General features: G+C 69.6%; 23 protein-coding genes. 9 read left to right on the top strand and 14 right to left on the bottom strand.

All coding sequences use genetic code 11. The annotated features are described in order from the left end of the window. Positions 1 to 100 precede the first annotated feature (100 nt). The 7 genes from gspF to gspG are packed head-to-tail and all read right to left on the bottom strand — an operon-like array spanning position 101 to position 6,179. Complete coding sequence (gspF, locus tag ACUTAG_RS29775) at positions 101 to 1,309, bottom strand: type II secretion system inner membrane protein GspF (RefSeq protein WP_026384973.1); 1,209 nt, start codon at positions 1,307 to 1,309, stop codon at positions 101 to 103. 8 nt (positions 1,310 to 1,317) lie between these two features. Further along, complete coding sequence (gene gspE, locus ACUTAG_RS29770) at positions 1,318 to 2,763, bottom strand: type II secretion system ATPase GspE (protein WP_148318991.1); 1,446 nt, start codon at positions 2,761 to 2,763, stop codon at positions 1,318 to 1,320. Next, the gene (locus ACUTAG_RS29765) at positions 2,760 to 2,936 is read right to left on the bottom strand and encodes a hypothetical protein (RefSeq protein WP_020927622.1); all 177 of its coding nucleotides are present in this window, start codon (positions 2,934 to 2,936) and stop codon (positions 2,760 to 2,762) included. Before ACUTAG_RS29765 ends, gspE begins: the two co-directional genes overlap by 4 nt. Before the next feature lie 4 nt (positions 2,937 to 2,940). After that, on the bottom strand, positions 2,941 to 3,537 hold the full coding sequence (gspM, locus tag ACUTAG_RS29760; RefSeq protein ID WP_148318993.1) for a type II secretion system protein GspM: 597 nt from the start codon (positions 3,535 to 3,537) through the stop codon (positions 2,941 to 2,943). Next, entirely contained in the window at positions 3,534 to 4,769 is a 1,236-nt protein-coding gene (gene gspL / locus ACUTAG_RS29755; protein WP_148318995.1) for a type II secretion system protein GspL, read from the bottom strand. The genes gspM and gspL overlap by 4 nt, the downstream gene beginning before the upstream one ends. Further along, positions 4,769 to 5,764: a type II secretion system minor pseudopilin GspK gene (gspK, locus tag ACUTAG_RS29750; RefSeq protein WP_187378322.1), complete on the bottom strand. Its 996-nt coding sequence runs from the start codon at positions 5,762 to 5,764 to the stop codon at positions 4,769 to 4,771. Before gspK ends, gspL begins: the two co-directional genes overlap by 1 nt. Further along, positions 5,736 to 6,179 (bottom strand): type II secretion system major pseudopilin GspG, encoded by a 444-nt coding sequence (gene gspG, locus ACUTAG_RS29745; RefSeq protein WP_026384969.1) that lies wholly within the window; start codon positions 6,177 to 6,179, stop codon positions 5,736 to 5,738. Before gspG ends, gspK begins: the two co-directional genes overlap by 29 nt. Positions 6,180 to 6,575: 396 nt before the next feature. Here gspG and ACUTAG_RS29740 point away from each other — a divergent pair, with 396 nt between their 5' ends. Together ACUTAG_RS29740 and ACUTAG_RS29735 are read left to right on the top strand one after the other, a co-directional pair. After that, positions 6,576 to 7,046: a tripartite tricarboxylate transporter TctB family protein gene (locus ACUTAG_RS29740; RefSeq protein WP_148318997.1), complete on the top strand. Its 471-nt coding sequence runs from the start codon at positions 6,576 to 6,578 to the stop codon at positions 7,044 to 7,046. A 3-nt stretch (positions 7,047 to 7,049) separates the two neighbouring features. Beyond that, positions 7,050 to 8,579 carry a tripartite tricarboxylate transporter permease gene (locus ACUTAG_RS29735; RefSeq protein ID WP_049052632.1) on the top strand — a complete coding sequence of 510 codons (1,530 nt, stop codon included), beginning with the start codon at positions 7,050 to 7,052 and terminating at the stop codon, positions 8,577 to 8,579. A gap of 81 nt (positions 8,580 to 8,660) precedes the next feature. Here ACUTAG_RS29735 and ACUTAG_RS29730 read toward each other — a convergent pair whose 3' ends face one another. Then, positions 8,661 to 8,981 carry a SelT/SelW/SelH family protein gene (locus tag ACUTAG_RS29730; protein WP_053500041.1) on the bottom strand — a complete coding sequence of 107 codons (321 nt, stop codon included), beginning with the start codon at positions 8,979 to 8,981 and terminating at the stop codon, positions 8,661 to 8,663. A 163-nt stretch (positions 8,982 to 9,144) separates the two neighbouring features. On the opposite strand from ACUTAG_RS29730, the gene ACUTAG_RS29725 reads away from it, so the two are divergent. Beyond that, a complete protein-coding gene (locus ACUTAG_RS29725; RefSeq protein WP_148318999.1) occupies positions 9,145 to 10,350 on the top strand; it encodes a multidrug effflux MFS transporter in 1,206 nt (401 codons plus the stop codon). Positions 10,351 to 10,381: 31 nt separating this feature from the next. Here the strand turns inward: ACUTAG_RS29725 and ACUTAG_RS29720 are convergent, their stop codons facing one another. After that, positions 10,382 to 10,855 carry a DMT family transporter gene (locus tag ACUTAG_RS29720; RefSeq protein ID WP_020927613.1) on the bottom strand — a complete coding sequence of 158 codons (474 nt, stop codon included), beginning with the start codon at positions 10,853 to 10,855 and terminating at the stop codon, positions 10,382 to 10,384. A gap of 95 nt (positions 10,856 to 10,950) precedes the next feature. On the opposite strand from ACUTAG_RS29720, the gene ACUTAG_RS29715 reads away from it, so the two are divergent. Together ACUTAG_RS29715 and ACUTAG_RS29710 are read left to right on the top strand one after the other, a co-directional pair. Then, the gene (locus tag ACUTAG_RS29715) at positions 10,951 to 11,847 is read left to right on the top strand and encodes a LysR family transcriptional regulator (RefSeq protein WP_024068813.1); all 897 of its coding nucleotides are present in this window, start codon (positions 10,951 to 10,953) and stop codon (positions 11,845 to 11,847) included. Between the two features lie 70 nt (positions 11,848 to 11,917). Then, on the top strand, positions 11,918 to 12,745 hold the full coding sequence (locus tag ACUTAG_RS29710; RefSeq protein ID WP_054518388.1) for an enoyl-CoA hydratase: 828 nt from the start codon (positions 11,918 to 11,920) through the stop codon (positions 12,743 to 12,745). Between the two features lie 58 nt (positions 12,746 to 12,803). Here the strand turns inward: ACUTAG_RS29710 and chrA are convergent, their stop codons facing one another. Next, positions 12,804 to 14,063 carry a chromate efflux transporter gene (chrA, locus tag ACUTAG_RS29705; RefSeq protein ID WP_148319001.1) on the bottom strand — a complete coding sequence of 420 codons (1,260 nt, stop codon included), beginning with the start codon at positions 14,061 to 14,063 and terminating at the stop codon, positions 12,804 to 12,806. A gap of 258 nt (positions 14,064 to 14,321) precedes the next feature. Between chrA and ACUTAG_RS29700 the strand changes: the two genes are divergently transcribed. Next, on the top strand, positions 14,322 to 15,635 hold the full coding sequence (locus ACUTAG_RS29700; RefSeq protein WP_020927609.1) for an ATP-binding protein: 1,314 nt from the start codon (positions 14,322 to 14,324) through the stop codon (positions 15,633 to 15,635). 27 nt (positions 15,636 to 15,662) lie between these two features. Here ACUTAG_RS29700 and ACUTAG_RS29695 read toward each other — a convergent pair whose 3' ends face one another. The 4 genes from ACUTAG_RS29695 to ACUTAG_RS29680 all read right to left on the bottom strand — a co-directional run bounded on the left by ACUTAG_RS29695 (position 15,663) and on the right by ACUTAG_RS29680 (position 19,917). Then, positions 15,663 to 16,772, bottom strand: coding sequence for a BamA/TamA family outer membrane protein (locus ACUTAG_RS29695; protein ID WP_262352290.1), 1,110 nt, complete (start codon positions 16,770 to 16,772; stop codon positions 15,663 to 15,665). A gap of 65 nt (positions 16,773 to 16,837) precedes the next feature. After that, complete coding sequence (locus ACUTAG_RS29690; protein WP_058664384.1) at positions 16,838 to 17,818, bottom strand: SphA family protein; 981 nt, start codon at positions 17,816 to 17,818, stop codon at positions 16,838 to 16,840. Then, positions 17,809 to 18,054, bottom strand: a complete 246-nt coding sequence (locus ACUTAG_RS29685; protein ID WP_081322344.1) for a hypothetical protein — start codon at positions 18,052 to 18,054, stop codon at positions 17,809 to 17,811. The genes ACUTAG_RS29690 and ACUTAG_RS29685 overlap by 10 nt, the downstream gene beginning before the upstream one ends. A gap of 279 nt (positions 18,055 to 18,333) precedes the next feature. Next, a complete protein-coding gene (locus tag ACUTAG_RS29680) occupies positions 18,334 to 19,917 on the bottom strand; it encodes a TerC family protein (RefSeq protein WP_148319003.1) in 1,584 nt (527 codons plus the stop codon). 585 nt (positions 19,918 to 20,502) lie between these two features. Here ACUTAG_RS29680 and ACUTAG_RS29675 point away from each other — a divergent pair. Genes ACUTAG_RS29675 through ACUTAG_RS29665 form a run of 3 tightly spaced genes read left to right on the top strand, consistent with a single transcriptional unit; the run spans position 20,503 to position 23,904 of the window. Next, positions 20,503 to 21,237 (top strand): gluconate 2-dehydrogenase subunit 3 family protein, encoded by a 735-nt coding sequence (locus ACUTAG_RS29675; RefSeq protein WP_020927604.1) that lies wholly within the window; start codon positions 20,503 to 20,505, stop codon positions 21,235 to 21,237. Beyond that, complete coding sequence (locus tag ACUTAG_RS29670; RefSeq protein ID WP_026384929.1) at positions 21,230 to 23,002, top strand: GMC family oxidoreductase; 1,773 nt, start codon at positions 21,230 to 21,232, stop codon at positions 23,000 to 23,002. The genes ACUTAG_RS29675 and ACUTAG_RS29670 overlap by 8 nt, the downstream gene beginning before the upstream one ends. Continuing rightward, on the top strand, positions 22,999 to 23,904 hold the full coding sequence (locus tag ACUTAG_RS29665; RefSeq protein WP_020927602.1) for a c-type cytochrome: 906 nt from the start codon (positions 22,999 to 23,001) through the stop codon (positions 23,902 to 23,904). The genes ACUTAG_RS29670 and ACUTAG_RS29665 overlap by 4 nt, the downstream gene beginning before the upstream one ends. Positions 23,905 to 24,030 lie beyond the last annotated feature (126 nt).

The raw sequence follows: 24,030 nt of genomic DNA, 5'->3' as shown, positions 1-24,030 counted from the left end.
AAAAGGTGTGGAGTGAGGTAAGAATGTGCGGAGATGTGCGGAGTTCGCTACGCCCGCGCGGATTGCGCTTTCACGTTGCGGCGCGCGTGTCGATACCGTCTCAGCCCACCATCTGGTTGATCTCCATGATCGGCAGCATCACCGCCAGCACGATGGTCAGCACCACCCCGCCCATGATCAGGATCATCAGCGGTTCGAGCATCGCCGTCATGGCCATGGCGCGCCGCTCGATGTCGGCGGACAGCGTCTGCGCGGCGCGGTCCAGCATGCGCGCCAGCGTGCCGGTCTTCTCGCCGCTGGCGACCAGGTGGCAGAGCAGCGGCGGAAACACCTTCTGCTGGCGCAGCGCCGCGCCCAGGCCCGACCCGCCTTCGATGCGTTCGGTGGCGTCGAGCACCGCGCGGCGCAGGCAGTCGTTGGCCAGCGTCTGCCGCGCGGCGTCCAGCGCGCGCAGCAGCGGCACGCCGGCATCGGCCAGGATCGCCAGCGTGGCGGCGAAACGCGCGGTGTTCACGCCCAGCGCGAAGCGGCCGATCATCGGCAGCCGCAGGATGCGCCCGTGCCACGCGAGCCGCGCCGCCTCGGCGCGCTGCGACAGGCGCCACAGGCCGAACAGCAGCGCCGCGACCAGCGCGTTCAAGCCGCCCCAGGCGCGCACGTAATCGCTGGCGGCGAGCATGGCGCGGGTGATCCAGGGCAGCTCCTGGCGGGCCTGCGAAAAGGCGCTGACCACCTGCGGCACGACGTAGGCCAGCAGGAACACCACGATGCAGATCGACACCACCCCGACGATGGCCGGATAGATGAACGCGGTCAGCACTTTCGAGCGCAGCGCATTGCGCCCCTCGATGTAGTCGGCCAGGCGTTCCATGATGCGGGCCAGGTCGCCGGAGTCCTCGCCGGCCTTGATCAGGGCGCGGTAGATCGGCGGGAAATCGCGCGGCCGGGCGCTCAGGGCATCGGAAAAGCGTTGCCCGCCGCGCACGTCGGCGCGCACGCCGGAAAACGTGGCGGCGATATGCTTCTTTTCGGCCTGCTCAACGGTGGCCGACAGCGCGCCCTCCAGCGGCAGCCCAGCGGCCAGCAGGCTGGCAAGCTGGCGCGTGGCCCAGGCCAGATCGCTATCGGACAGCCGCGCGGCGAACAGCTCCGCCGAGCCGGCTCCGCGCCGGGCCGACAGGCGCACCGCCAGCGCGGTCAGCCCCTGGGCCCGCAGCTGCGCGCGGGCGGCGCGGGCGCTGTCGGCGCTCAACACGCCGCGCTGGATCCTGCCGAGCGCGTCGGCCGCTTCGAAACGAAAATCCGCCATGGTCCGCCCTACCCGTCCCGCGTGACGCGGATGATTTCCTCGCGCGAGGTCTGGCCGGCAAGCACCCAGCGTTGGCCGTCCTCGCGCATCAGCTTCATGCCGGCGCGCTGCGCGGCCACGCGCAGCTGCTGTTCGCCTGCGCCCTCGTGGATCAGGCCGCGCTGGGCGTCATCGACGATGTACAACTCGTGGATGCCGGTGCGGCCGCGATAACCCGTGTGGTTGCAGGCCGGACAACCCACCGGCTCGAACAGGCCCGGTTCCTGCGGCGATGGCCGGCGGCAGTCCGGGCACAGGCGCCGCACCAGGCGCTGCGCCAGCACGCCCAGCAGCGACGAGGCCAGCAGGAAGCGTTCCACGCCCATGTCGGTCAGCCGCGTCAGCGCCGAAACGGCATCGTTGGTGTGCAGCGTGGCCAGCACCAGGTGGCCCGTCAGCGAGGCCTGCACCGCGATCTGCGCGGTCTCCAGGTCGCGGATCTCGCCGATCATGATGACGTCCGGGTCCTGCCGCAGGATGGCGCGCAGCGCCACCGCGAAGCTCATGTCGATCTTGGCGTTGACCTGGATCTGGCTGATGCCCGGCAGGTCGTATTCCACCGGATCCTCGACCGTCAGCACGTTCGAGGTGGCGGCGTCGATCTGGCCCAGCGCGGCATACAGCGTGGTGGTCTTGCCGCTGCCGGTGGGTCCGGTGACCAGCACGATGCCATGCGGCTGGTGCACCAGGCGATCCAGTTCGCGCAGCACGCCCGGCGCCATGCCCAGCTTCTCCAGCCGCAGGCGGCCGGCCTCCTTGTCCAGCAGGCGCAGCACCGCGCGTTCGCCGTGGCCGGTGGGCACGGTGGAAACGCGGATGTCGATCGGCCGGCCGCCCACGCGCAGCGCGATGCGCCCGTCCTGCGGCAGCCGTTTTTCGGCGATGTCCAGGTGCGCCATGATCTTGATGCGCGAGATCAGCGCGCCGTGCAACGCCTTGCGCGGGCTGACCACGTCGCGCAGCCCGCCGTCGACCCGGTAGCGCACCACCGAATGGGTTTCATAGGGCTCGATGTGGATGTCGCTGGCGCCGTCGCGCGCGGCCTGCGTGAAGAGCGCGTTGATCATGCGGATCACCGGCGCGTCGTCCTGCGCGTCCAGCAGGTCGGTGACCTCGGGCATCTCGTGCAGCAGGCGGTCCAGGTCGACCTCGTTCTCGGCCGCGCCGACCACCGAGGCGGCGTCGCCGGCATCGGCGTAGGCGGCGGCCAGCAGCCCGTCGAACTCGGCGTCGGCGGCGCGGCGCAGCGCCATGGGGCCATGGCGACGCCGCGCCTCGATCACGGCCCAGGCCGGCGTCTGGTCGGTGATGACCAGTTCGCCGACACCCCCGCCCTGCCACTGCAGCAGCGCCCGGTGCTGCCGCGCCCAGGCATAGGGCAGCTTGTGACGCGGGCTGGCATCGCGCGCGTTCATGGCGCCCGCGACGATGCCAGGGGCGGCACGCGGTCGATCGATACCTCGGCCACGGGACCAGCCTGCCGTTGCTGGGACGCGCACCCCGCCAGCGCCAGCAGCTTGGCCATGCTGGCGGCGGTGCGGCGGGCGGACGCGCGGTAGACGGTGCGCTGCAAGGGGTACTGCGTCACGGGATTACCTTTCGTTGGGGGAAATGGGACCGAGCAGCACCACTCCGGCCAGGCCTTCGCCCGGCGCTACGCCAGGCTCGGCGGGCTCGGCTTCGTCCTGGCGTTGCAGTTCGACGCGCGTCAACGCCAGCGACAACGGCGCCGGGCCGGCCAGCAGCCAGGCCGCCAGCGGCGCGGCGGGCGCATGGTCGAAGCGAATGCGCCAGGCGCCGGTGGCGTCGGCGCTGACCTCGTAGCGGCCCGCCAGTCCGGCCGCATCGAGCCAGCGGCCCAGTGTTTCGGCCGACACCGCCGCCTGCCGCGCCGTTGGCGGCGGGCCGGCCTGGCGCAATACGGCATCAAGTTCGCGCGCGCCCGCTTCCAGCTGCCGCAGCGCTTGCCGGCTGCGCTCGATGCGCGCCAGCGACGGTTCGATCACCGCCAGCCAGCACAGCGCCGCGCCGACGACGCAGGCACAAAGCGCCAGCAGGCGTTTTTCGCTGTGCGACAGGCGCGTCCAGGCCGCCACGCCGCGGGCTTGCCAGGCCTGGCGGCGCGCGCGCCAGCGACCGCGCCAGAGCGCCGGCAGGCCCAGCGGCCTGGGAGGAGGCGCCAGCGTCATGAGCGTTCTGCCTTCCCGGCCTCGGCATCCGCCGGCGCGCGGCGCAGGCGCCAACCGGTCGCGGTGGCCTGGACCGCCAAGCCCGCCTGGCGCGCCGCCTGGACCCAGCCGGGCGTAGCCGCCGGCTTGCCGTCGGCGGGCGCATCCTGCGTCCCGGGACGGGCCGCGGGCGGCATGTCCAGCTCCAGGCCGCCCGCCTCGTAGCGCCAGGCCAGCACGTCGCCCGCGGCGAAGGCCATGTGTTCGCGCGCCGCCCGCAACAGGAATCCGAGTTCGCGCCAGTCATCGCCCGTGCCGGCGCGGCGCGCGGCCAGTTGCCGGCGCGCCTGCGCCAGCGGGTCGACCACCGTGGTGATCGACGGAAACACCTGGCGCAACGCCTGCGCCTGTTGCTGGCGCAGGGCCTGCGCGCCATGTTCCAACCGGGTTGCCTGCAATGCCAGGCCGGCCATCCATACCGCGGCCGCCGCCATGGCCAGCGCGGTCGCCCTGCCCCAGCCCCAGGCGCCGGCCGCTGCATGGCCGTCGGCGGCGGCCGCGATGGTCCAGGGGATATCGGCCATCACGCCGCAGGCCGCCTCCGGCAACACCGGGTCGGCCGCATCGCCACGCCACTGCGCCGGCACGGCGCCGATCCACTGGCGGGCGCCGGCGGCGCAAGCGGCGGCGTCCGGCCCCAACGTCCGCGCCAGTGTCGACGGCGTGTCGCCATCGGCCATTTCCAGCGCATATAGCGCGCCGCGTCCGTCGGGCTGGCGCGCCACCAGGTAGCCATCCAGGCAATACAGCGTCCAGCCCGACGCGGTCTCGGGCAGCCACAACGGCGTCGGCGCGAAGGCCGCCAGCGACAGTCCGCTGGCGGAGAGCAACGACTGCGCATCCGCGGCCGCCTGGGCGTCGACCCAGGCCACGGCGACCCACCCATCGGCGTCGCGGGGGCCGTGGCCGATGCGCAAGGTGTCGGGGTCCCCCAGCGCCAGCGGTTCGATCGCGCCTTCCACCGCGATCCGCAAGCGGGCCCGCGTCAGCGGCGGCAACGACACCGACGTCAGCGTGAGGTCTTCGGGATGCAGGAAAACGGTGACGCGCGCGCCCGGCCAGCGCCGCCCCAGTTCCGCCAGGGACAGGGGCGCCTGGCGGCGCCAGCCGGCCTTCTCTTGCACCGCCAGGGGCAGCGGCGTATCAGCCGCGAGAATGCGCAATGGCGGCAACAGCACGCGGATCGAGGCCATCACGCGCCTTCCCGCGACCAGACGATGCGCGAGGCGCCGTCGCTGGTGCGCGCCAGCAGCGCCTTCAACGGCAGGATCGCGTCGCCCAGCCGGGCCGCGCCGGTCAAGGTGAACCAGCCGCTGGCCACCGCCACGCGCGGCGCTTGCGGCGCCGCCACGGGGGTGTCGCCGCGGGCGTTGTTGCTGGCGTTGCCGCTTGCGTTGTTGCCTGTATCGGCGCCCGCGGCCTGCCCGGCGCCGCTGGCGCTGGCCAGGCGATTGGCGAAGTCGCCCTGGTTGACGAACCAGAGGCCGCCATCGCGCTGCGCCACCATGGCCCTGGCCTGCTCCAGCGACATGCCCGGCACGCGCGCCGCGATGACTTCGGCGCTGGCGGTGTTGACGTTGACCAGCGTGACGCGCGGCAGCACCGTCACATGGCGCCGCAGCCGCGCCAGCACCACCACGTTCACGCCCGCCACGCCGGCAAGCTCCTCCAGGCCGCGCGGCGCCGGCAGCGCCGAGCCCGACGCCGCCCCCGGTTGCGAATCGAGCATGCGCTGGGCGATGGCCATGCCCACCTCGGGCGCCACGCCAACCAGGGCGCACAGGCGCAGCAGTTCCTCCACGCCGTCCTGGTGCAGCCGTCCTTCGAACACCAGGTTGCGCAGGTTGAACTTGCCCTGCTCGTCCTCCAGCCGGCCGACGAAGGCGGTATCGCGGCCGGGCGGTTGCAGCCGCGTGTCGATGATGGGCGCGGCCCAGTCGCCATCGGCGCGTGTCGCGGCCTGGCGCCGGCTATCCTCCCGCAGCAACTGGCGCGCCAGGCCCAGCCCGGCTTCGAGCACCGCCTGGGCCTGGGCGCGCGTCTGCGCCGCCTGCACCGCGCGCAGGAAAGTGTCCTGGCGCTGCAGCAACGACGCGACGATCATCGTCACCGCCGCCACCACCAGCAAGGCGCTGATCACCGCCATGCCGCGCTGCCGGTCACAGCTGCCAGGAACCGATGTCGGCATTGCCCGCGTCTCCATCCGGCTTGCCGTCCGCGCCCAGCGAAAACACGTCGATCTCGCCCCGGGTGCCGGGGTTCAGGTATTGATACGGGTGGCCCCAGGGGTCATTCGGCAGGCGGTCCAGGTAGGCGCGCCAGGCGCTCGAGGCGCCCGGCCCCGAAGCCGGTCGTTCGACCAGGGCGCGCAGGCCCTGCTCGGTATTGGGGTAACTGCCGTTGTCGAGCCGGTACAGCTTGAGCGCCTGCATCAGCGCGCTGATGTCCTGGCGCGCCGCCACCGCGCGCGCCTGGTCGGGCCGGTCCAGCAGCCGCGGCACGATCAGCGCCGCCAGGATACCCATGATGACGATCACCACCATGATCTCGATCAGCGTGAAACCACGCTGCCGGCGCCTGGGCGGGTACTGCCTATCCGTCATGAACCGGCCTGCTTTCATCGCGCTTGGACTCCGGGGCAATCACACGGGGAGCCCGGGGGACGGCATGGCGGGTGGCGGCGAAACCGCCCGCACCGCCCCTCGGGTCCGCACAGTGTGGCCAACCCGGATTTCACGCATTTGACCCATTGTGTGGAGCTTTGAAAGGCAGTCGACGCGCGCGCCGGCGGCATTTGCGGCGCCTTTGGATCCGGCAACCGCCTAGGGATTTCCCGCGTTCTGCCGGCGGCTTCGCCGGGGCGCCGCAATTTTTTCCGTTTCCTGAAAGGTGAACGGAAGTTTGGATTTTTAGACTCCCGCATTCATTGGAATGTCAGCTTTTTTTCAGATCCAAGTCAGTCTCGGAAGAAAGCCACAACAAAGGGAGGAAGGAATCCAATGCAATCCAAACGCAGCGTCATCAAGCGCGAGGCGTGGGCCGCGGGCACGATGATCGTGCTCGGCCTGGGCGCCATCGCGCAGGCATCCACGTACACCATCGGCAGCCTGGCCCGCATGGGCCCGGGCATGTTCCCCGCCATCCTCGGCGTGCTGCTGGTCCTGCTGGGGCTGGTCATCGCGCGCACGGCCTATTCGCCCCTGGCGGCGGACGAGGACGCCGAGGACATCCCCCCGCCGGAATGGCGCGGCTGGGGCTGCATCATCGGCGGCCTGATGGCTTTCATCCTGATCGGCAAATTCGGCGGCCTGGTGCCCGCTACGTTCGCGCTGGTCTTCATCTCGGCCATGGGCGACCGCCAGCACACCGTGCGCAGCGCGGCGCTGCTGGCGGTAGGCGTGACGCTGCTCGGCGTCGCGGTGTTCTCGTGGGCGCTGCAGCTGCAGTTCCCGCTGTTCCGCTGGGGTTGAGCCATGGAAATTCTCAATAACCTGATGCACGGGTTCTCGGTGGCGTTCGCGCTCGACAACCTGTTGTGGGCCGTGTTCGGCGTGTTCATGGGCAACCTGATCGGCGTGCTGCCGGGCATGGGCGTGCTGGCCGCCATCTCGATCCTGCTGCCGCTGACCTACACCATGACGCCGACCGCGGCGCTGGTGATGCTGTCGGGCATCTACTACGGCTCGCAGTATGGCGGCGGCATCACCTCCATCATGCTGAACCTGCCGGGCACCGCCTCGCACGCGGTGGCCTGCCTGGACGGCAATCCGCTGGCGCGCAACGGCAAGGCCGGCTCGGCGCTGTTCATGCTGATGTTCTCGTCGTTCTGCGGCGCCTCCGTCGGCATCCTGGCGATGATCCTGTTCTCGCCGCTGCTGGTCGACGTGGCCTTCAAGTTCGGCCCGGCCGAGTACTTCTCGATGATGATGCTGGGCCTGCTGGCCGGCGCCACGCTGGCCAAGGGCTCGGCGATCAAGGGCGTGGCGATGGTGGTGGTCGGCCTGTTGCTCGGCGTGATCGGCACCGACGTCAACACCGGCACCATGCGCTTTCACTTCGGCATCCTCGAACTGAGCGACGGCCTGCAGATCGTGGCGCTGGCCATGGGCCTGTTCGGCGTGGCGGACTTCCTCAAGAACATCAACCAGATCGGCGGCGACACCAAGGTCACCAGCACCAAGGTCAGCATGAAGTCGATGCGGCCGGAAGCCGGCGACATCAAGCAGTCGCGCGGCGCGCTGGTGCGCGGCACCGCCATCGGCGCGGCATTCGGCATCCTGCCGGGCACCGGCCCGACCATCGCCTCGTTCATCTCGTACGCGGTGGAAAAGAAAGTGGCGCGCGAGCCGCGCCGCTTCGGCCGCGGCGCCATCGAGGGCATCGCCGGCCCCGAGGCCGCCACCAGCGCCTCGACCCAGACCAGCTTCATCCCCACCATGAGCCTGGGCATCCCCGGCGACCCGGTGATGGCATTGATGCTGGGCGCATTGATCATCCACGGCATCCAGCCCGGACCGCAGATGATGGTCGAGCACGCCGACATGTTCTGGGGGCTGATCGCCAGCTTCTGGGTCGGCAACGTGCTGCTGCTGTTGCTCAACCTGCCGCTGATCGGCATGTGGGTGCGACTGTTGACCGTGCCGTTCCGCTACCTGTTCCCGGCGGCGCTGTTCTTCGTCTGCGTCGGCGTCTACAGCACCAACAACAACCTGTTCGACGTGGGCATGGTGACGCTGTTCGGCGCGGCCGGTTATGCGTTGATACGGTTGCGTTTCGAACCGGCGCCGCTGTTGCTGGGCTTCGTGCTCGGGCCGATGGTGGAAGAGAACTTCCGCCGCGCCCTGCTGCTGTCGCGCGGCGACCTGGCGATCTTCGTGACGCGTCCGATCAGCCTGGGCTTCGTGCTGGCCTGCGTGATGCTGATCGCCCTGCTGCTGGTATCGGCCGTGCGCCACAAGAACAGGATGCAGGCGGCCCTGCGGGAATCCGGTTCGGCGGCCTGAGCCACGCCCGCGCCGACGGACGGCCGCCCCCCCCGGGCGGCTGTCCCATTTGCAGAGGCGCGGCTCGCGCCGCGCCCGCGCTTACGCCCCGGACGGATCTTCGGGCGCGGCGCGATGGCCGTCGATATGGCCCAGCGGCCGACCCGGATCGAGGCGGTCGCGCACACGTTGCTTGAGCACCTTGGCCTCGGGAAAGCCGCCATCGCGCTTGCGGTCCCAGAGCAGTTCGCCGTCATAGGTGATCTGGAACACCCCGCCGGTGCCGGGCTGCAGCGCCACCTCGCCCAGGTCGGTGGCGAAGGTGGACAACAGCTCCTGCGCCATCCAGCCGGCGCGCAGCAGCCATTGGCACTGCGTGCAATAGAGGATGACGATGCGGGGACGGACGGCGGCGGTAGTCATGGCGCGGACCATTCTACGCCAGCCCGCTGCCGATGCCGCCGCGCCTTTGCCAACGCCTGGGCGGCCTTCGCACGCCCCCCCAAGCGGGGCGGCTTTCAGGGTGGACGCAGGCTGGTGGATAATGTCGGGTTTTCCCGGGCGTGCAACGCGCCCCGAGCCTGCCATGAAGTCTGCATTACCCGCCGCCCGCCGCCAATCCTGGCTGATCGGCCTCCTGATGGGGCTGGTCACGCTGACGCCCATGGGCATCGACATCTACCTGCCCTCGCTGCCGGCCATGGCGGCCGGCTTCGAGCAGCCGATGAGCGCGCTGCAGGCCAGCATCACCCTCTTCATTTTCGCGGTCGGCGTCGGCCAGGTCCTCATCGGCCCGCTGGCCGACCGCTACGGCCGGCGGCCGGTGGCGCTGGGCGGCGCGCTTGCCTACCTGCTGGGATCGGCGCTGGGCGCGGCCGCCACCTCGCTGGAACTGTTCTATGCCGCCCGCGTGATCCAGGGCCTGGGCGCCTGCTCGGCCTCGCTGGTGGCGTTCGCGGCGGTGCGCGACCGGTTCAGTCCCGCTGTCGGCGCGCGTGTCTACAGTTACCTCAACGGCGCCCTTTGCACGGTGCCGGCGCTGGCGCCGATGCTGGGCGGCGCCCTGGCCGTGCACCTGGGCTGGCGCAGCACGTTCGTCTTCATGGTGCTGTTCGCGCTGGCGCTGGCCCTGCTGCTGGCCTGGCGCTTCGACGAAACGCGGACCGCGCCGCCGGCCGGCCGCGCGCCGCTGTACAGCCTGCGCCGCTATGCGCCCATCATCACCAGCGGCCGCTTCCTGTACTTCGCCATCTTCGGCATGGCCGGCATGGCGATGATCCTGGTATTCGTATCGGCCGCGCCGGTGGTGCTGGTGCAGCAGCTGGGCTATTCCGAGCTGGGCTTCTCGGCCTGGTTCGGCGGCAATGCCGCCATCAATATCGCGGCGTTCTTCCTGGCGCCGGCATTCATCGCGCGTTTCGGCCGCCATGCCATGCTGCGGGTCGGCATGGCCGCGCTGCTGCTGGCGGCGCTGACGCACCTGGCCGCGTGGCGCTGGGCGCCCTCGGCCGCCTGGATCTTCATGCTGCCGGTGGCGGTGCTGACCGTCGGTTTCTCGCTGGCGCTCGGTTCGGCCCTGAGCCTGGCGCTGGAACCCTTCGCCGACCGCGCCGGCACCGCCGCCGCCGTCTACGGGCTGTTCCAGATGAGCGGTTCGGCCGTCATCGCCACCGCCCTGCTCGACCACGGCGTCGCGCCGCAGGCGGCGATGGGACTGATCGGCGTGCTGATCGTGGCGCCGCTGCTGTGCCTGTCGGGCCTGATGGCGCGCCGCGCGGGCGCGGGGCGCTGACGCCACCGCCGGGGCGCACGGGCGCCCCGCCTCAGGCCGCGGCGCGCGGCGCGTTCGACAGATGCATCAGCAAGGCGCCGCCCGCTATCAGCGCGGCGCCGGCCAGGCGCCCGGGATTGAGCGCGCTGCCCACGAAGCCCACCAGCGCATAGCGATCCAGCAGCAGCGCCGCCAGCATCTGGCCCGCGATCACCGCCGCCAGGAACGCGCCCGCGCCCAGACGCGGCGCCAGCATCAGTGCGGCCGTGATGTAGAACACGCCCGACAACCCGCCGGTCCAGCCCCACCATGGCAGCCGGCCGATCTCGCCGAAACTGGGCGCGGGCACCCGCAGCAGCGCCATCACCACCATGGCCGCGACAGCGCTGACCGCCAATGACACCATGGTGGCCCACAAGGGATGGCCCAAATGGCGCCCCAGGGCGGCGTTGGCGCCGGCCTGGATCGGCACCAGCGCGCCGGCCAGCACGGCGGCAGGAATGACGTAGGCGGTCGAGAAATTCATGGCCAGACTCCGGTAATGAATGAGTGGGGAATGGGAATGGCGCTATTCTCATATTCATCAACCATCGAATCCAATTCGATATTCGTCTTTTGGATATGCACATCACGAATAATCTAAGGGCAATCGACCTGAACCTGCTGGTGGTGCTGGATGCCCTGCTGCATGAACGCCACCTCACCCGCGCCGCCGCCCGGCTGCCAATGAGCCAGCCGGCCATGAGCCACGCGCTGGCGCGCCTGCGGGTGTTGCTGGGCGACCCCCTGTTCCATCGCACCCGGGGCGGCTTGCGCCCCACGGCCCACGCGCTGGCGCTGGAGGCGCCGCTGCGCGATGTGCTGGCGCAGGTGCGCCGGCTACTGGCGGGCGCGGTGTTCGAGCCGGCGGCGAGCCGGCGCGCGTTTCGTCTGGCCATGTCGGACTACGGCGCGCGCGTGGCGCTGCCGCCGCTGTTGCGCCACATGCGGCGCGAGGCACCGGGCATCGACCTGGAAATCAGCTATGCCAGCCGCAGCGGCATGATCGCCGGCGTGGCCGATGGCCAGCTGGACCTCGCGCTGTCGGTGTTTGGCGAAACACCGGCCGACATCCGCCGCGCGGTGCTGTTCCTGGAGGATTTCGTCTGCGCCGCCGATGCCGGCCAGGGCGTGCCGTCGACCTTGCAGGCGTATCTGGCGCGGCCGCACGTGCTGGTCGCGGCCGGACCGGACCAGCGCGCCGCCGAGGTCGATGCCGCGTTGGCCCGCCTCGGCCACGCGCGCCGTGTGGCGGTGCGCCTGCCGCACTGGACCGCGGCGCCTGCCATGCTGGCCGGCACCGATCTGCTGCTGACGGTGGCGCGCCGCACGGTCGACCCGGTCCCGCCGGGATTGGCGGTCGGCGCGGCGCCGTTTCCTATCGCGCCCCTGGCCTTCGAAATGATCTGGCATGAACGCGCCGATGCCGATGCCGGCCTGGCGTGGCTGCGCGCGCAGCTCGGCGCCGCGCTCGCCTGACGCATGCCGACGCGGCGCCGCCCGCTCGCTTTGGCCTACTATCGGCATATCCCTCTCTCCAGGAGATGTCATGCCATCCGAGCTTTCGATGCCTGCACGGCCCGCGGCCGCCCCCGCCGCGTCGCCAGACCCCTTGCTGTCATACGCGCTGCGGGACGGCGTCGCCACGCTGCGCCTGAACCGGCCGGCGCAGTTCAATGCGCTGTCCGAAGGCCTGCTGGACGCGCTGCGCGCCGCCATCGATGCGCTGGCGCGCGCGCCGGGCTTGCGTTGCGTGGTGCTGGAGTCGGCCGGCCGCGCCTTTTGCGCCGGACACGACCTGCGCGAGATGCGCAGCCAGCCGTCGTTCGATTACTACCTGGCCCTGTTCCGCAAATGCAGCGGCGTGATGCAGGGCCTGCAGGCCCTGCCGGTGCCGGTGATCGCCAAGGTCCGCGGCGTGGCCACCGCGGCGGGCTGCCAACTGGTCGCCAGCTGCGACCTGGCGGTGGCCGAGGACACGGCGCGATTCGCCGTGTCGGGCATCAACGCCGGCCTGTTCTGCTCGACGCCGGCCGTGGCCCTGAGCCGCAACATCGCCGCCAAGCGCGCTTTCGAGATGCTGGTCACGGCGCGCTTCATCGACGCCGAGCAGGCGCGCGACTGGGGCCTGCTGAACGACGTCGCGCCCGCGCAGGAGCTGGATGCGAGGGTCCAGGCCCTGGTTGACGTCATCGTGGCCAAGAGCCCCGCGGCCATCCGCTACGGCAAGCGCATGTTCTACGCCCAGCGCCAGATGCCGCAGGCCGAAGCCTACGAATACGCCGCCGAGGTCATGGCCCGCAACATGATGGAGGAAGACGCGGGTGAAGGCATCGACGCCTTCCTGCAGAAGCGCGCGCCGCGCTGGCGCCAATAGGCTGCCAGCCGCCGCGGGCGCGCCGCGGCGCGCGCAGTATCGTCGCGGCCGCTGGCCGTCAGGCCAGCCAGCCCAGCGCCCAACCGCCCGCGGCCGCGGCCAGCACCACCCACAACGGCGACCAGCGCGCATAGACCAGCAGGCCGAACAGCGCCAGCGCCAGCGCGAAATCCCACTTGCCGCGGATCGCGCTGGTCCATACCGGGTCATACAGCGCCGACAGCAGGATACCGACCACCGCGGCGTTCACGCCCGCCACCATGTTGCGCACGCCCGGCCGTCGCCGCAGGCTTTCCCAGAACGGCAAGGCCGCCGCCACCAGCAACGCGCCCGGCAGGAAGATGGCCACCAGCATCGCCAGGCCGCCGGCCCAGCCCGACAAGGGCCCGGCCGAGGCCGAGCCAAGAAAGGCGGCAAAGGTGAACAAGGGGCCGGGCACGGCCTGCGCGACGCCGTAGCCGGCCAGGAAATCCGCGTCCGGCACCATGCCGCCGCCCACCGCCGCCGTCTGCAGCAGCGGCAGGACGACATGGCCGCCGCCGAACACCAGGGCGCCGGCACGGTAGAACCCCGCCAGTTGGGCCGCCAGCCGCGCGCCCGACAGGTCGGCCCACAACGGCAGCGCCACCAGCAACAGGATGAACAGGGCCAGACAGACGTAGCCGCCGAGGCGCGACGCGCCCTGGGTCCGGTTGGCCAGGAGGGGCCGCGGCGGCACCTGCAACAGGGCGGCGCCAGCGACGGCGCCCAACGCGATGGCGCCGATCTGCCCCAGCGTCGACGGCAGCGCCAGCGTCATCAGCGCGGTCACCATCGCCAGCCCGGCGCGCGGACGATCGGGGCAGAGCGATCGGCCCATGCCCCATACAGCCTGGGCGATGACGGCCACCGCGGCCACTTTCAGGCCGTGCACCGCCGGCAGGCCGGCCAGGCCGCCAAACCGCGCCAGCCCCAGGCCCAGCAGGATCATCGCCAACGCCGACGGCAGCGTGAACGCCAGCCAGGCGGCCAGCATGCCCGCCCACCCCGCCCGCTTCAGGCCCAGGGCCATGCCGACCTGGCTGCTGGCCGGCCCCGGCAGGAACTGGCAAAGCGCCACCAGATCGGAAAAAGCGTAATCGTCGAGCCAGTGGCGGCGGTCGACGAATTCCTCGCGGAAATAGGCCAGATGCGCCACCGGACCGCCAAAAGCCGTCAAGCCCAGGCGCAGGAAAGCCAGGAAGACCTCCATACAGGAGCCCCGTCCGGCCGGGACGGCTTCGCTGGCCGCCGTCTTGCTGGCGACGTGTTCATCATGAAAAGGCGGCTGCGGCGGCATCGGGGCGGCACTCTGACACGGTTGAAGCCCCCCGGGATGGCGGGTCTCCATGATTCAAGCTTATAGCCGGGCGGCGTCATCGTTTCAATCGTCCACCTATCCCGGCGTCCGGATCACTACATGAATTTTCACAATTTCCATACAAATGCGGGCGGATTGCGATAGCCCCCTTCGGTAGCATTCCGCAGCCCACCGCGATGGAACTCGATGCGCCCGGACGGCAGATGTGCGGCCCTCGCGCCCCACAGGAATCACAGCATGCTCAAGTTCACGATCCGTATATTCGTGGTCGCCGCCATTGCCTATATCGCCGCCTCCCAGCTCGTGAACCGCAGCCTGGAATACCTGCTCGATTCGGTCAGCGCCGACCTTTCCTACCAGGCGGTGCGCGGCCAGATGTATGCGCTGCACAAGGAACTGGACCCGATCGAACCCGAATCGCGCGCCGCCTTCATCCGCGATTCGCTGCGGCCCCATTACGGGCTGGAGCTCAAGCTGGTGACGCCGGAACGGATCGAGGCCACCGAGAAGGAACGGCAGGACCTGGCCACGCGCGGCTTCATCATGCGCGACGAGTACAACACCTATCTGGCGCCCCTGCCCGGCGAGCCGCGCCAATGGCTCGAAATGCGCCTGCCGGGCGAACCGTCGCTGGAAAAATGGATCACCTGGGGCGCCTGGCTGGCGCTCTGCATGGTGCTGGCGGTGGTCCTGCTGCTGTTGTGGGCGCTGCCGGTCTGGCGCGACCTGGATGCCCTGCGCAACGCCACGCTGCGCATGGGCCAGGGCGACCTGGCGGTACGGGTGCGGCTTTCGCATTTCTCCGGTATCCGGCACGTCGGCGAGAGTTTCAACCAGATGGCCGAGCGCATCGCCGCGCTGGTGGAAAACCAGCGCAGCCTGACCAACGCGGTTTCGCATGAACTGCGCACGCCGCTGGCGCGGTTGTCTTTCGAGGTCGACATGCTCGGCCAGGAAAAATTCCTGCCCAAGCGCGACCAGATCCTGCACGATATGCGCACCGACATCGGCGAGCTCGAGGCGATGGTGGGCGAACTGCTGGTGTACGCGCGGCTGGAGCGCCCCGCCGAAGACGTCGTCACCCAGGAAACGGTGGACGTGCGCGACTGGCTGGGCGAAGCGCTGGCCCAGGTCGCGCACCAGGCCGACGCGCGCGGGGTGCGCTGCCACGTGCGCGATGGCCTGCCGGCCCATGTCCAGCTACATCCGCGCTACATGAGCCGCGCGCTGCTGAACCTGGTGCAGAACGCGGTGCGCTACGCCAGCGGGCGCATCGAGATCGCGCTCACCAGCTGCCCCGCCGGGGGCTACGAATTGGTGGTGGACGACGACGGCCCGGGCATCCCGCTTGAACACCGCGGGCGCATCTTCGAACCCTTCATCCGCCTGGACGAAAGCCGCGACCGCGGCACCGGCGGCGCCGGCCTGGGCCTGGCCATCGTCAAGCGCGTCGCCGCCAGCCACCAGGGCACGATCGAGGTGCAGGACAGCCCCCTGGGCGGCGCGCGTTTTGTCCTGCGGTGGCTGTCGGCGCCGGTGACGGCGGACTGATCGCCGCCACCCGGGCCGCGCCGGCGCCTATCGCCAGGCGGTGCCCACCTGGATGTAGAACGCGTTCTGGTCCCTGCTGTGGGCCACGTCGATCCCCACCGCCAGGCCCAGCTTGCGCGCGATCAGGTAGCGGAATCCCGTGCCGACGCTGACGATATTGGTGGCCTGGCCAAAGCTGTTCCAGCGGCCATAGGCCTTGCCCACGCCGGAAAAACCCAGCAGCGACCAGCGCGGCGTCACGTTCCAGCGCAGTTCGACTTCGGTGGTCAGCGCATTCTTGTCCTGGTAGCGGCCGCGCGAGACGCCGCGCAGGTCGATATAGGGCTGGGCGTAGAACGGCACCGAACCGCTGGTGACCTGGGCATCCGCCCGCAGCCCCAGCGTCCAGCGCGGCGACAGCGGCTGCCACACATAGCCGCGGGCGCCATAGGTATCGAAGGACTGGGAACTGCCGAACCCCGGCCGCGCGAACTGGGCCTCCAGCTCTGCATAAGCGCCCTTGGTGGGATAGAACATGTTGTCGCGGCCGTCGTAGTCCACCACCAGGCCGAGTTTGCCGATGCTGCGCGAAACGTCTCCCGCCTTCAGCTCGGACGCCATCTGTCCCGTGAACGTGGTGCGGGAGTTGAAATAGGTATAGCGCGGACCCGCATACCATTTCGATTCGCCAAGCCGGGCCAGCAGTTGCTGTACCAGGAACGTCCCCTTCAGCTCGTAGCTGCGGCCGCGGTTGAGCATGCCGTAATAGTCCAGGTTCATGCGCCCCTGGGCCAGCGCGCCCAGGTAGCGGTAGCGGTCGCCGTCCCACGTGTGGAAATGGAACAGGCCGCCGCCGCGCGACCCGTTCTCGGTCATCAAGCCGCCGGCCCCGGTAATGTTGGGCGGCGCCACGGCCTCGCCGCTGGCCCGCGCGCGTTCGCCCGCTTCCGACATCGACTCCGAGAAATACAGCAGCATCAGGCCGCCGCCATATCCCACGGCCGGTTCCGTGATCACCGCCGGCACCGGCATCAACCCTTTGTTGTGGAGCAGATAGTTGCTGATGTCGAAGCCGCCGTCCTCGGGGTCGGTGAACTTCTGCGCGACCGCCACGCCGCAGACCAGCCAGAGCCCCAACACACGCAACGCATGTCGCATAGACGCCTCCCAGGCGCGCGGGCCCGCCGCCCCGGCGAACGGCGCCCAAGGCTGCATGGCCCGTATCAGAACACCAGCGTGGCCGAGGCCATGAAGGTGCTGCTGCTGTCCAGGCGATTGGTGCTGCTGATGGTCGGCACCCAGCGCAGCCCGAGCGACAGCGATCGCTTGTCGGCCAGTTTGCGGTCGTAGGTGATGACCGGGCCGAGCGCCCAGTCGCGGCCCTTGAAGCCGTTCAGGCGATCCGCCGTCGGCCCGCTGTCGCTGCCCAGCTGCTGCTGCGTGCCCAGCACCAGCCCCACGGCCAGCCCGTTCGAAAAGGTCTTGCGCCCCATCACGTCTATGCCGAAGATCGGCGCGTTGCGGTAGTCGGTATCGCTGTTGCGGGTGTAGAACTGCACGCTGGCGACCGTGTCGAGCTGCAAGCCCGACTGCGGGAAGATATGGGTATAGGCCACCTGCGGGATGAAGGTCCAGTTGTTCAGGCTGGGATTGGCCAGGGCGTTGGCATCGTACTTGCCGGTGGGCGCCCACACGTTCAGGCTCAGCGCCATATGCGCGGTTTCCGAAAAGTGGTAGCCGGCGATGATCGGCGAGAAATACAGGTCGAACAGGTTGGACGCGGTATCGCTCTCGCCCGTGCTGCGGCCCAGCGGCCCGGAAGCCCGCGCGTTCACCTTGGTCCATACATAGGGCAATGTGACGCTGGAAGCGAAGTTCCAGCGGCCCGGCCCGGTGTCCCAGGTCTTGAGCAAGGTTGCCATCGTGAACGCCGCCTTGCCCTCCACGTCGGCCGACACGCGCTTGCCCAAGGGCACGTCGCGGCCGCCGCCGACCTTGCCGTCCAGGTAGATCTGGGCGAAGTTCACCGCCCAGATGGGCTCGGGCGAAACGATGCCGGCATTGGGCTGCACGCTGGTGCCCGTCACCTGTCGCCCCAGCGCGCCTTCGGTGGCATGCGCTGCGAAGGGCACGGCCAGCAGCGCCGCAGCCAGCAATGGAACGCCACTGGGGCGCGAACTGCGATGACGCGACGCTATCGACATGCTGTGACTCCCGCTGGATCGTGAAGGGCATGCGCGTCGTCGCCGAACAGCCTGGGCGTGTCGTGATTCTTGAAATTGAGCGAAGGAGCGAGATTGAGCGGATTATTGCTCTGGTTTGCAGCGTCCGCCGACTGCGCCCAGGCCTGGGCGGCGGGACATAATGGCGCGCAGGCGCCGATCAAGGCAAGAAAGCCCGCCCGTCCCCTTGTTCTGCCCGCAAACAACATCGTGCCCATGCTTCGTTCCCCATTGAATGGTTCATCGTGCAAAGACAAATTCGCTGCTGGTGCCGCCGATTTATTCGGCCCTTGCTGAATGAAAACTTATTATTAACGGGCCGAAATTTTCGACAATATTCTCATAATCTTTTGAATTGACCAATAGTGCGATCAATCACGCCGCCGCCCACCCGGATTGAAACGAATGCGTGGCCGGCCGTCGCCGTGAGAATACGGGAATGCCGCCACGGCATTCCCGCAGCGCGCGTGTAAACCATAGGCGGCGGCAGGCCGCGATCAGGCCGCGCCGGTAGCGGCGGTGGCGTCGGTCGCCTTGCGCGCATGGACCTGGTCGATGCGCAGGCCGTCGCGGCGCGTGACCTCGAAGCGCCAATCGCGCCATGCGACCACATCGCCGGTTTCCGGGATACGTCCCTCCGCCCTCAGCAGCAGGCCGGCCAGCGTCGCGTCGTCGGCGTCATCGGCCATTTCCGCCGCGTCCAGCAGCCGCGCCGCCTCGGCCAGCGCCAGCCGGCCATCGAGCAGCCATGATCCGTCCGACAGTTGCAGCGCCTCCGGCGGCGCCTCGGCATGTTCCGGAAGCTCGCCCGCCACCGCGGTCAGCACGTCCATCGGCGTCACCAGCCCTTCGCACACGCCGTGCTCGTCCACCACGATCAGCATGTGGTCGCGCGACGCCCGCAGTTCGTCCAGCACCTTGAGCACCGGCGTGGTTTCCATCACGTAGCGCGGCTCGCGCGCCAGTTCCACCAGGTCGATCGGGCCGGGGTTGCGCAGCAGCGCAAGCAGGTCCTTGAAGTGCAGCACCCCCAGCACGTTGGCCGGATCGCCGGCGCACAACGGCAGGCGCGAGTGGCCCGAGGCGAACTTGCGCACGATCTGGTCGGGTGGGTCGGCGACGTCCAGCCAGACCATGTCGCCCCGCGCCACCATGATGGCGCGCACGTCGTGCGCGCCGATGGCCAGCACGCGTTCGATCATCGAGCTTTCCTCCGGCGCGAACGCCGGTTCCTCGCCGACGCTGTCCACCAGCGCTACCACTTCGTCAGCCTGCTGCGGCACGTGGCCGCCACGGCCGGCGCGCAACAGCCGCAGCACCGCCTGCGCGGTGCGCTGGCGCCGTCCCAGGGCGTGCGTGCCCTTGGCGCGGTTGCGGCGCGCCAGCTGGTTGCACAGCTCGATGAGGATCGAGAAGCCGATCGCGGCGTACAGGTAGCCCTTGGGCACATGGAAGCCCAGGCCCTCGGCCACCAGGCTGAAGCCGATCATCAGCAGCAGGCCCAGGCACAGGATCACCACGGTCGGATGGCGGGCGACAAAGCCCATCAGCGGACGGCTGGCCAGCATCATCACGGCCATCGCCACCACCACCGCGATCATCATGATGCTCAGGTCCTGCACCATGCCGACCGCGGTGATCACCGAGTCCAGCGAGAACACCGCGTCCAGCACCACGATCTGCAGGATCACCTGCCAGAACACCGCGTGCTGCGGCTTCTGGCCGGAATCGTGGGCGCTGCCGCCCTCGACCCGTTCATGCAGTTCCATGGTGCCCTTGAACAGCAGGAACAGGCCGCCCAGGATCAGGATCAGGTCGCGCCCGGAGATCTCGGCGCCCAGCACCGTAAACAGCGGCGCGGTCAGCGTCACCACCCACGCGATGCTGGCCAGCAGGCCCAGGCGCATCACCATGGCCAGCGTCAGGCCGATCATGCGGGCGCGGTTGCGCTGCGCCGGCGGCAGTTTGTCGGCCAGGATGGCGATGAACACCAGGTTGTCGATACCCAGCACGATTTCAAGAATGACCAGCGTCGCCAGGCCAAGCCAGGCGGTCGGGTCGGACATCCAGTCGAAAATCATCAACGTTCCACAAAGAAAATTCGGGGCGGGCGGGCGTGGGCGCCCGGCAGCCCGCAAGCCGTCGGCAGGGACGGACGGGAAAGCAAGGGATCAGGGCCCGCGGCCCGTGCGGGAATCGCGGGCAAGAGGCGGCCCGGCGGCGCGCGTCCGCCTATGCGTGGCGTCGGCGCCGTCGCGCAATCGTGGGGAGTCGGCCAGGAACGGCCGGATGCCGGAAGTCGGCAGGGAGGAGAAACCGGGCGCCGCTGCGTGAGCGGCGCCGTACTAGGAGGCGGGTCGTCGGTCATAGATGGCGAAACCGTCCTTGCTTGCCGTGGCAAACGCGGGCCGCATGTTCCGCCGTGCTCTCATTCTTTCAGGAACCTGAATATTAGCTGAAATGTAAAGAGAAGAAAAACCCGGGTTGGCCCGGATGCGCCAGTTGTCGCGGCCCCCAAATCAGTGACAAACTCAGCACACGAACACATATGCTGTCGCGGGATCCCTTTCACTCGGGAGCCGAACGCTCCGGAGGTCGTTGCCTCGCGGGCCGCAGCGCCGCAGGGCAAGCCTCGCCGGACGCCGGCTCCGCCGCTGGAGCGATGCATGGACGACCAACCAGTTTCCGGACGGCGCGGATTGCTCAAGGCCCTGGCCGTGGGCCTGCCCGGCGCCGCGTGGGCCCCGCGGCCCCAGGCCGCGCCCGAGCCCTCCCCGCCCGCCGCCGAACCGCCGAACCGCACGCTCAAGTTCTTCAATGCGCAGGAAGCCGCTGCCATGGACGCGATCGCCGCGCGCCTGATTCCGGCGGACGAACTCGGCCCGGGCGCCAAGGAAGCCGGCGTGACCCAGTTCCTGGACGGCCAGTTGGCGGGCGCCTGGGGCGCGGGCGAGCAGTTCTATCGCCAGGGCCCGTTCGAAAGCGGCACCCCCGAACAAGGCTACCAGCTGTCGTTCACGCCCGCCGAGATGTTCCGGCGCGGCCTGGCCGCGCTGGACGCCGCCACCCGCAGGCAGGACGGCAAACCCTATGCCGAACTGGACGCCGCGCGCCAGGACGCCTGGCTGCATGACATGCAGGCCGGCAAGCCCGACTTTTCACCGCTGCCATCGGACGTGTTCTTCCAGGCGCTGCTGGACGCCACCATCGAAGGCTTCTTCTCCGACCCCTTGTACGGCGGCAATGTCGACATGGTGGGCTGGAAGCTGGTGGGCTTTCCAGGCGCCTATGCGTCATTTTCCAACGACATCGAGCGCCATGGCGTGATCTGGGCCGGCAGGCCCGTCTCCATCGCCAACGCGCGCGGCCACATGGGCAAACCGGGAGACGGCCATGGCTAAGACGCTGCCCGCGGTGGATGTGGCGATCGTCGGCGGCGGCTGGACCGGCGCCATCATCGGCAAGGAGCTGGCGGCCGTCGGCCAGCGCGTGGTGGTGCTCGAGCGCGGCGAGCCGCGCTGGCCCTCGCCCGACTTCCAGGGCCCCTACGTCCATGACGAACTGAAGTACACGCGGCGCCACGAACTGCACCAGAACGCGGCGACCGAGACCTTCACCTTCCGCAACAACACCGACCAGAAGGCGCTGCCAATGCGCCGCTGGCAATTCGCCTATCCCGGCACGCACCTGGGCGGCGCCGGCAACCATTGGTCCGGCGCCTATTACCGCTTCGATCCCACCGATTTCCGTCTGCGCAGCCACTACACCGAACGCTACGGCGCGAAGATCTTCGACCCCGAACTGACCTGCCAGGACTGGCCGCTCACCTATGACGAGCTGGAACCCTATTTCGACCGCTATGACTACCTGATCGGCGCTTCCGGCCAGGCTGGCAACATCAAGGGGCAGAAGCAGGAAGGCGGCAACCCGTTCGAGCCCTGGCGTTCGCGGCCCTACCCCAACCCGCCGATGAAAGTGCCGTACGCGCCGGCGCTGTTCGGCGAGGCCGCCAGACAGCTCGGCTATCACCCCTATGTGCAGCCGTCGGCGCTCTGTACCCGGCCCTACGTGAACAGCGAGGGGCTGCACATGAGCGCCTGTGTGTATTGCGGCTTCTGCTCCAACTTCGGCTGCGAACATTTCGCCAAGGCTTCGCCGCAGGTCTGTATCCTGCCGGTGGCGCTGAAGCTGCCGAGCTTCGAGATCCGCACCGGGGCCCACGTGCTGCGGGTCGAACTGACGCCCGACAAGAAGCGCGCCCGCGGCGTGACCTACGTGGACGCGGCCGGCGCCGAGATCTTCCAGCCGGCCGAGATCGTGGTGCTGTGCGCCTTCGGCATCAACAACGTGCGCCTGCTGCTGCTGTCCGGCATCGGCCAGCCCTACGATCCGGTCACGGACAAGGGTGTGGTGGGGCGCAACTACACCCACCAGACCACCTCGGGCGTGAACCTGTTCTTCGACGAGTCGGTGAACATCAATCCGTTCATGGGCGCGGGCGCCGTGGCCGTCACCATGGACGACTTCAGCGCCGACAACTTCGATCATGGCCCGCATGGCTTTGTCGGCGGCGGCTATCTGCAGATCCAGGTGGTCAGCGGCGCGCCCATCGGCTTTCACCCCACGCCCAAAGGCACCCCGGCCTGGGGCGCCGAGTGGAAGAAGGCGGTCAAGCGCTACTACAACCACGCCGCCAACATCACCATCACCGGCTCGGCCCAGCCGTGGCGCGGCGGCTACCTGAGCCTGGATCCGACCTACAAGGACGCCTGGGGCCTGCCGCTCCTGCGCGTCACCTACGACTTTCCCGACAACGACATCCGCATGTCGGCGTTCCTGACCGAGCGCGGCGACGAGATCGGCCGCGCCATGAAGGGCGTCACGCGCACCGAGCCCGGTCCGCGCAAGCGGCCGTTCTCCGCCACGGCGTACCAGTCCACCCATCTGACCGGCGGCGCCGCGATGGGCAACGACCCGGCCACCAGCGTGGTCAACCGCTACGGCCAATCCTGGGACGTGCCGAACGTCTTCGTCACGGGCGCGGCCCTGTTTCCGCAGAATTCGGGCTACAACCCCACGGGCACGGTAGGCGCCACCGCCTACTGGATCGTCGAGAAAATCAAGGCGGACTATCTGCGTTCGCCAGGGCGGCTGGTGTCATCATGATCGAACATCGCAACGGCATCCTGATCGCGGTGGCGCTGATGGTGGGCGTGCCCGCCATCACGCTGGTCGCCACCCTGCACCAGATGTTCGGCACTGGCGGCGAGGGCCCCATCCGGGCCAGCGCCGTCCAGGCCCCGGCGGCGGCGCCGGCCGCATCGCCATCGCCATCCTCATCACCATCGACAGCGGCGCCGACACAGGCCCCCCGCGCCGCGGCCGGCGCCACCCCGCCCGCCTCCGCCGCGGCAACGCCAGCCGCGCCCGCGTCGGTGCCCGGCCGCGGCGCGCTGGACTTCAGCGCGTCACGGCCGGCCTGGGAAGGCTATCTGCGCGGCGCCGACCCGGAACAGGGCAAGCAACTGGCCGCCGCCGGCAAGCCGGCCGCCGGCGTGCAGGCCTGTGTCGCCTGCCACGGCCAGGCCGGCATCACCCCCAGCGGCGGTATCTTCCCCAATCTCGCGGGACTGACCGCCGAGTACATTGCCAAGCAATTGGCCGATTTCCGCCAGGGCACGCGCAAGCAACCGCTGATGAACACTATCGCCCAAGGGTTGAGCGAGCAGGAGATCGGCCAGTTGGCGGCCTACTACGGCAGCCTGGCCGGGCCGCCGCTGCACGTGGGCGAAGCCGGCGGCGAAGCGGCGCGCAAGCTGGACCAGGTTGGCGACGGCACCCGCGCCCTGCCCGCCTGCGCCAATTGCCATGGCCTGCGCGGCCTGGGCGAAGGCCCGCTGCTGCCCCGGCTGGCGGGCCAGTCCAAGGAATACTTCGCAGACCAGATCAACGCCTTTCGCAACGGATCGCGACAGAACGACGACGTCGGGGTGATGCGGGCGTTCGCGCAACGCCTGACCGACAGCGAGGTCGAGGCGCTGGGCCAGTATTACGCCGGCACGCGCTGAAGCCATCGCGGTGCGCGGCGGGCCCGGGCAAGGAGCCGGCCCATTGTCGCGCCGCTTGCGGCGCGCGCGCCGCCGACGTGTCGAACAGGAATTTTCCCTTGGTGTTTTCCCTTATCCGTTCTTATA

The sequence above is a fragment of the Achromobacter sp. CSND-B12 genome, from assembly GCF_052906545.1.
Note: the sequence above shows the minus strand (reverse complement) of the source record. Positions and strands in the feature narration are given on the sequence as shown.

Excerpts from the sequence above, each read along its gene's own strand:
- ACUTAG_RS29680 (WP_148319003.1), bottom strand. The coding sequence starts at position 19,917 with ATGATTTTCGACTGGATGTCCGACCCGACCGCCTGGCTTGGCCTGGCG.
- ACUTAG_RS29730 (WP_053500041.1), bottom strand. The coding sequence starts at position 8,981 with ATGACTACCGCCGCCGTCCGTCCCCGCATCGTCATCCTCTATTGCACG.
- chrA (WP_148319001.1), bottom strand. The coding sequence starts at position 14,063 with ATGCCGCCGCAGCCGCCTTTTCATGATGAACACGTCGCCAGCAAGACG.
- gspM (WP_148318993.1), bottom strand. The coding sequence starts at position 3,537 with ATGACGCTGGCGCCTCCTCCCAGGCCGCTGGGCCTGCCGGCGCTCTGG.
- ACUTAG_RS29720 (WP_020927613.1), bottom strand. The coding sequence starts at position 10,855 with ATGAATTTCTCGACCGCCTACGTCATTCCTGCCGCCGTGCTGGCCGGC.
- ACUTAG_RS29735 (WP_049052632.1), top strand. The coding sequence starts at position 7,050 with ATGGAAATTCTCAATAACCTGATGCACGGGTTCTCGGTGGCGTTCGCG.
- ACUTAG_RS29700 (WP_020927609.1), top strand. The coding sequence starts at position 14,322 with ATGCTCAAGTTCACGATCCGTATATTCGTGGTCGCCGCCATTGCCTAT.
- ACUTAG_RS29695 (WP_262352290.1), bottom strand. The coding sequence starts at position 16,772 with ATGCGACATGCGTTGCGTGTGTTGGGGCTCTGGCTGGTCTGCGGCGTG.
- ACUTAG_RS29665 (WP_020927602.1), top strand. The coding sequence starts at position 22,999 with ATGATCGAACATCGCAACGGCATCCTGATCGCGGTGGCGCTGATGGTG.
- gspE (WP_148318991.1), bottom strand. The coding sequence starts at position 2,763 with ATGAACGCGCGCGATGCCAGCCCGCGTCACAAGCTGCCCTATGCCTGG.
- ACUTAG_RS29670 (WP_026384929.1), top strand. The coding sequence starts at position 21,230 with ATGGCTAAGACGCTGCCCGCGGTGGATGTGGCGATCGTCGGCGGCGGC.
- ACUTAG_RS29740 (WP_148318997.1), top strand. The coding sequence starts at position 6,576 with ATGCAATCCAAACGCAGCGTCATCAAGCGCGAGGCGTGGGCCGCGGGC.
- gspK (WP_187378322.1), bottom strand. The coding sequence starts at position 5,764 with ATGCCGACATCGGTTCCTGGCAGCTGTGACCGGCAGCGCGGCATGGCG.
- ACUTAG_RS29690 (WP_058664384.1), bottom strand. The coding sequence starts at position 17,818 with ATGTCGATAGCGTCGCGTCATCGCAGTTCGCGCCCCAGTGGCGTTCCA.
- gspG (WP_026384969.1), bottom strand. The coding sequence starts at position 6,179 with ATGACGGATAGGCAGTACCCGCCCAGGCGCCGGCAGCGTGGTTTCACG.
- gspF (WP_026384973.1), bottom strand. The coding sequence starts at position 1,309 with ATGGCGGATTTTCGTTTCGAAGCGGCCGACGCGCTCGGCAGGATCCAG.
- ACUTAG_RS29725 (WP_148318999.1), top strand. The coding sequence starts at position 9,145 with ATGAAGTCTGCATTACCCGCCGCCCGCCGCCAATCCTGGCTGATCGGC.
- gspL (WP_148318995.1), bottom strand. The coding sequence starts at position 4,769 with ATGGCCTCGATCCGCGTGCTGTTGCCGCCATTGCGCATTCTCGCGGCT.
- ACUTAG_RS29710 (WP_054518388.1), top strand. The coding sequence starts at position 11,918 with ATGCCATCCGAGCTTTCGATGCCTGCACGGCCCGCGGCCGCCCCCGCC.
- ACUTAG_RS29675 (WP_020927604.1), top strand. The coding sequence starts at position 20,503 with ATGGACGACCAACCAGTTTCCGGACGGCGCGGATTGCTCAAGGCCCTG.
- ACUTAG_RS29685 (WP_081322344.1), bottom strand. The coding sequence starts at position 18,054 with ATGGGCACGATGTTGTTTGCGGGCAGAACAAGGGGACGGGCGGGCTTT.
- ACUTAG_RS29715 (WP_024068813.1), top strand. The coding sequence starts at position 10,951 with ATGCACATCACGAATAATCTAAGGGCAATCGACCTGAACCTGCTGGTG.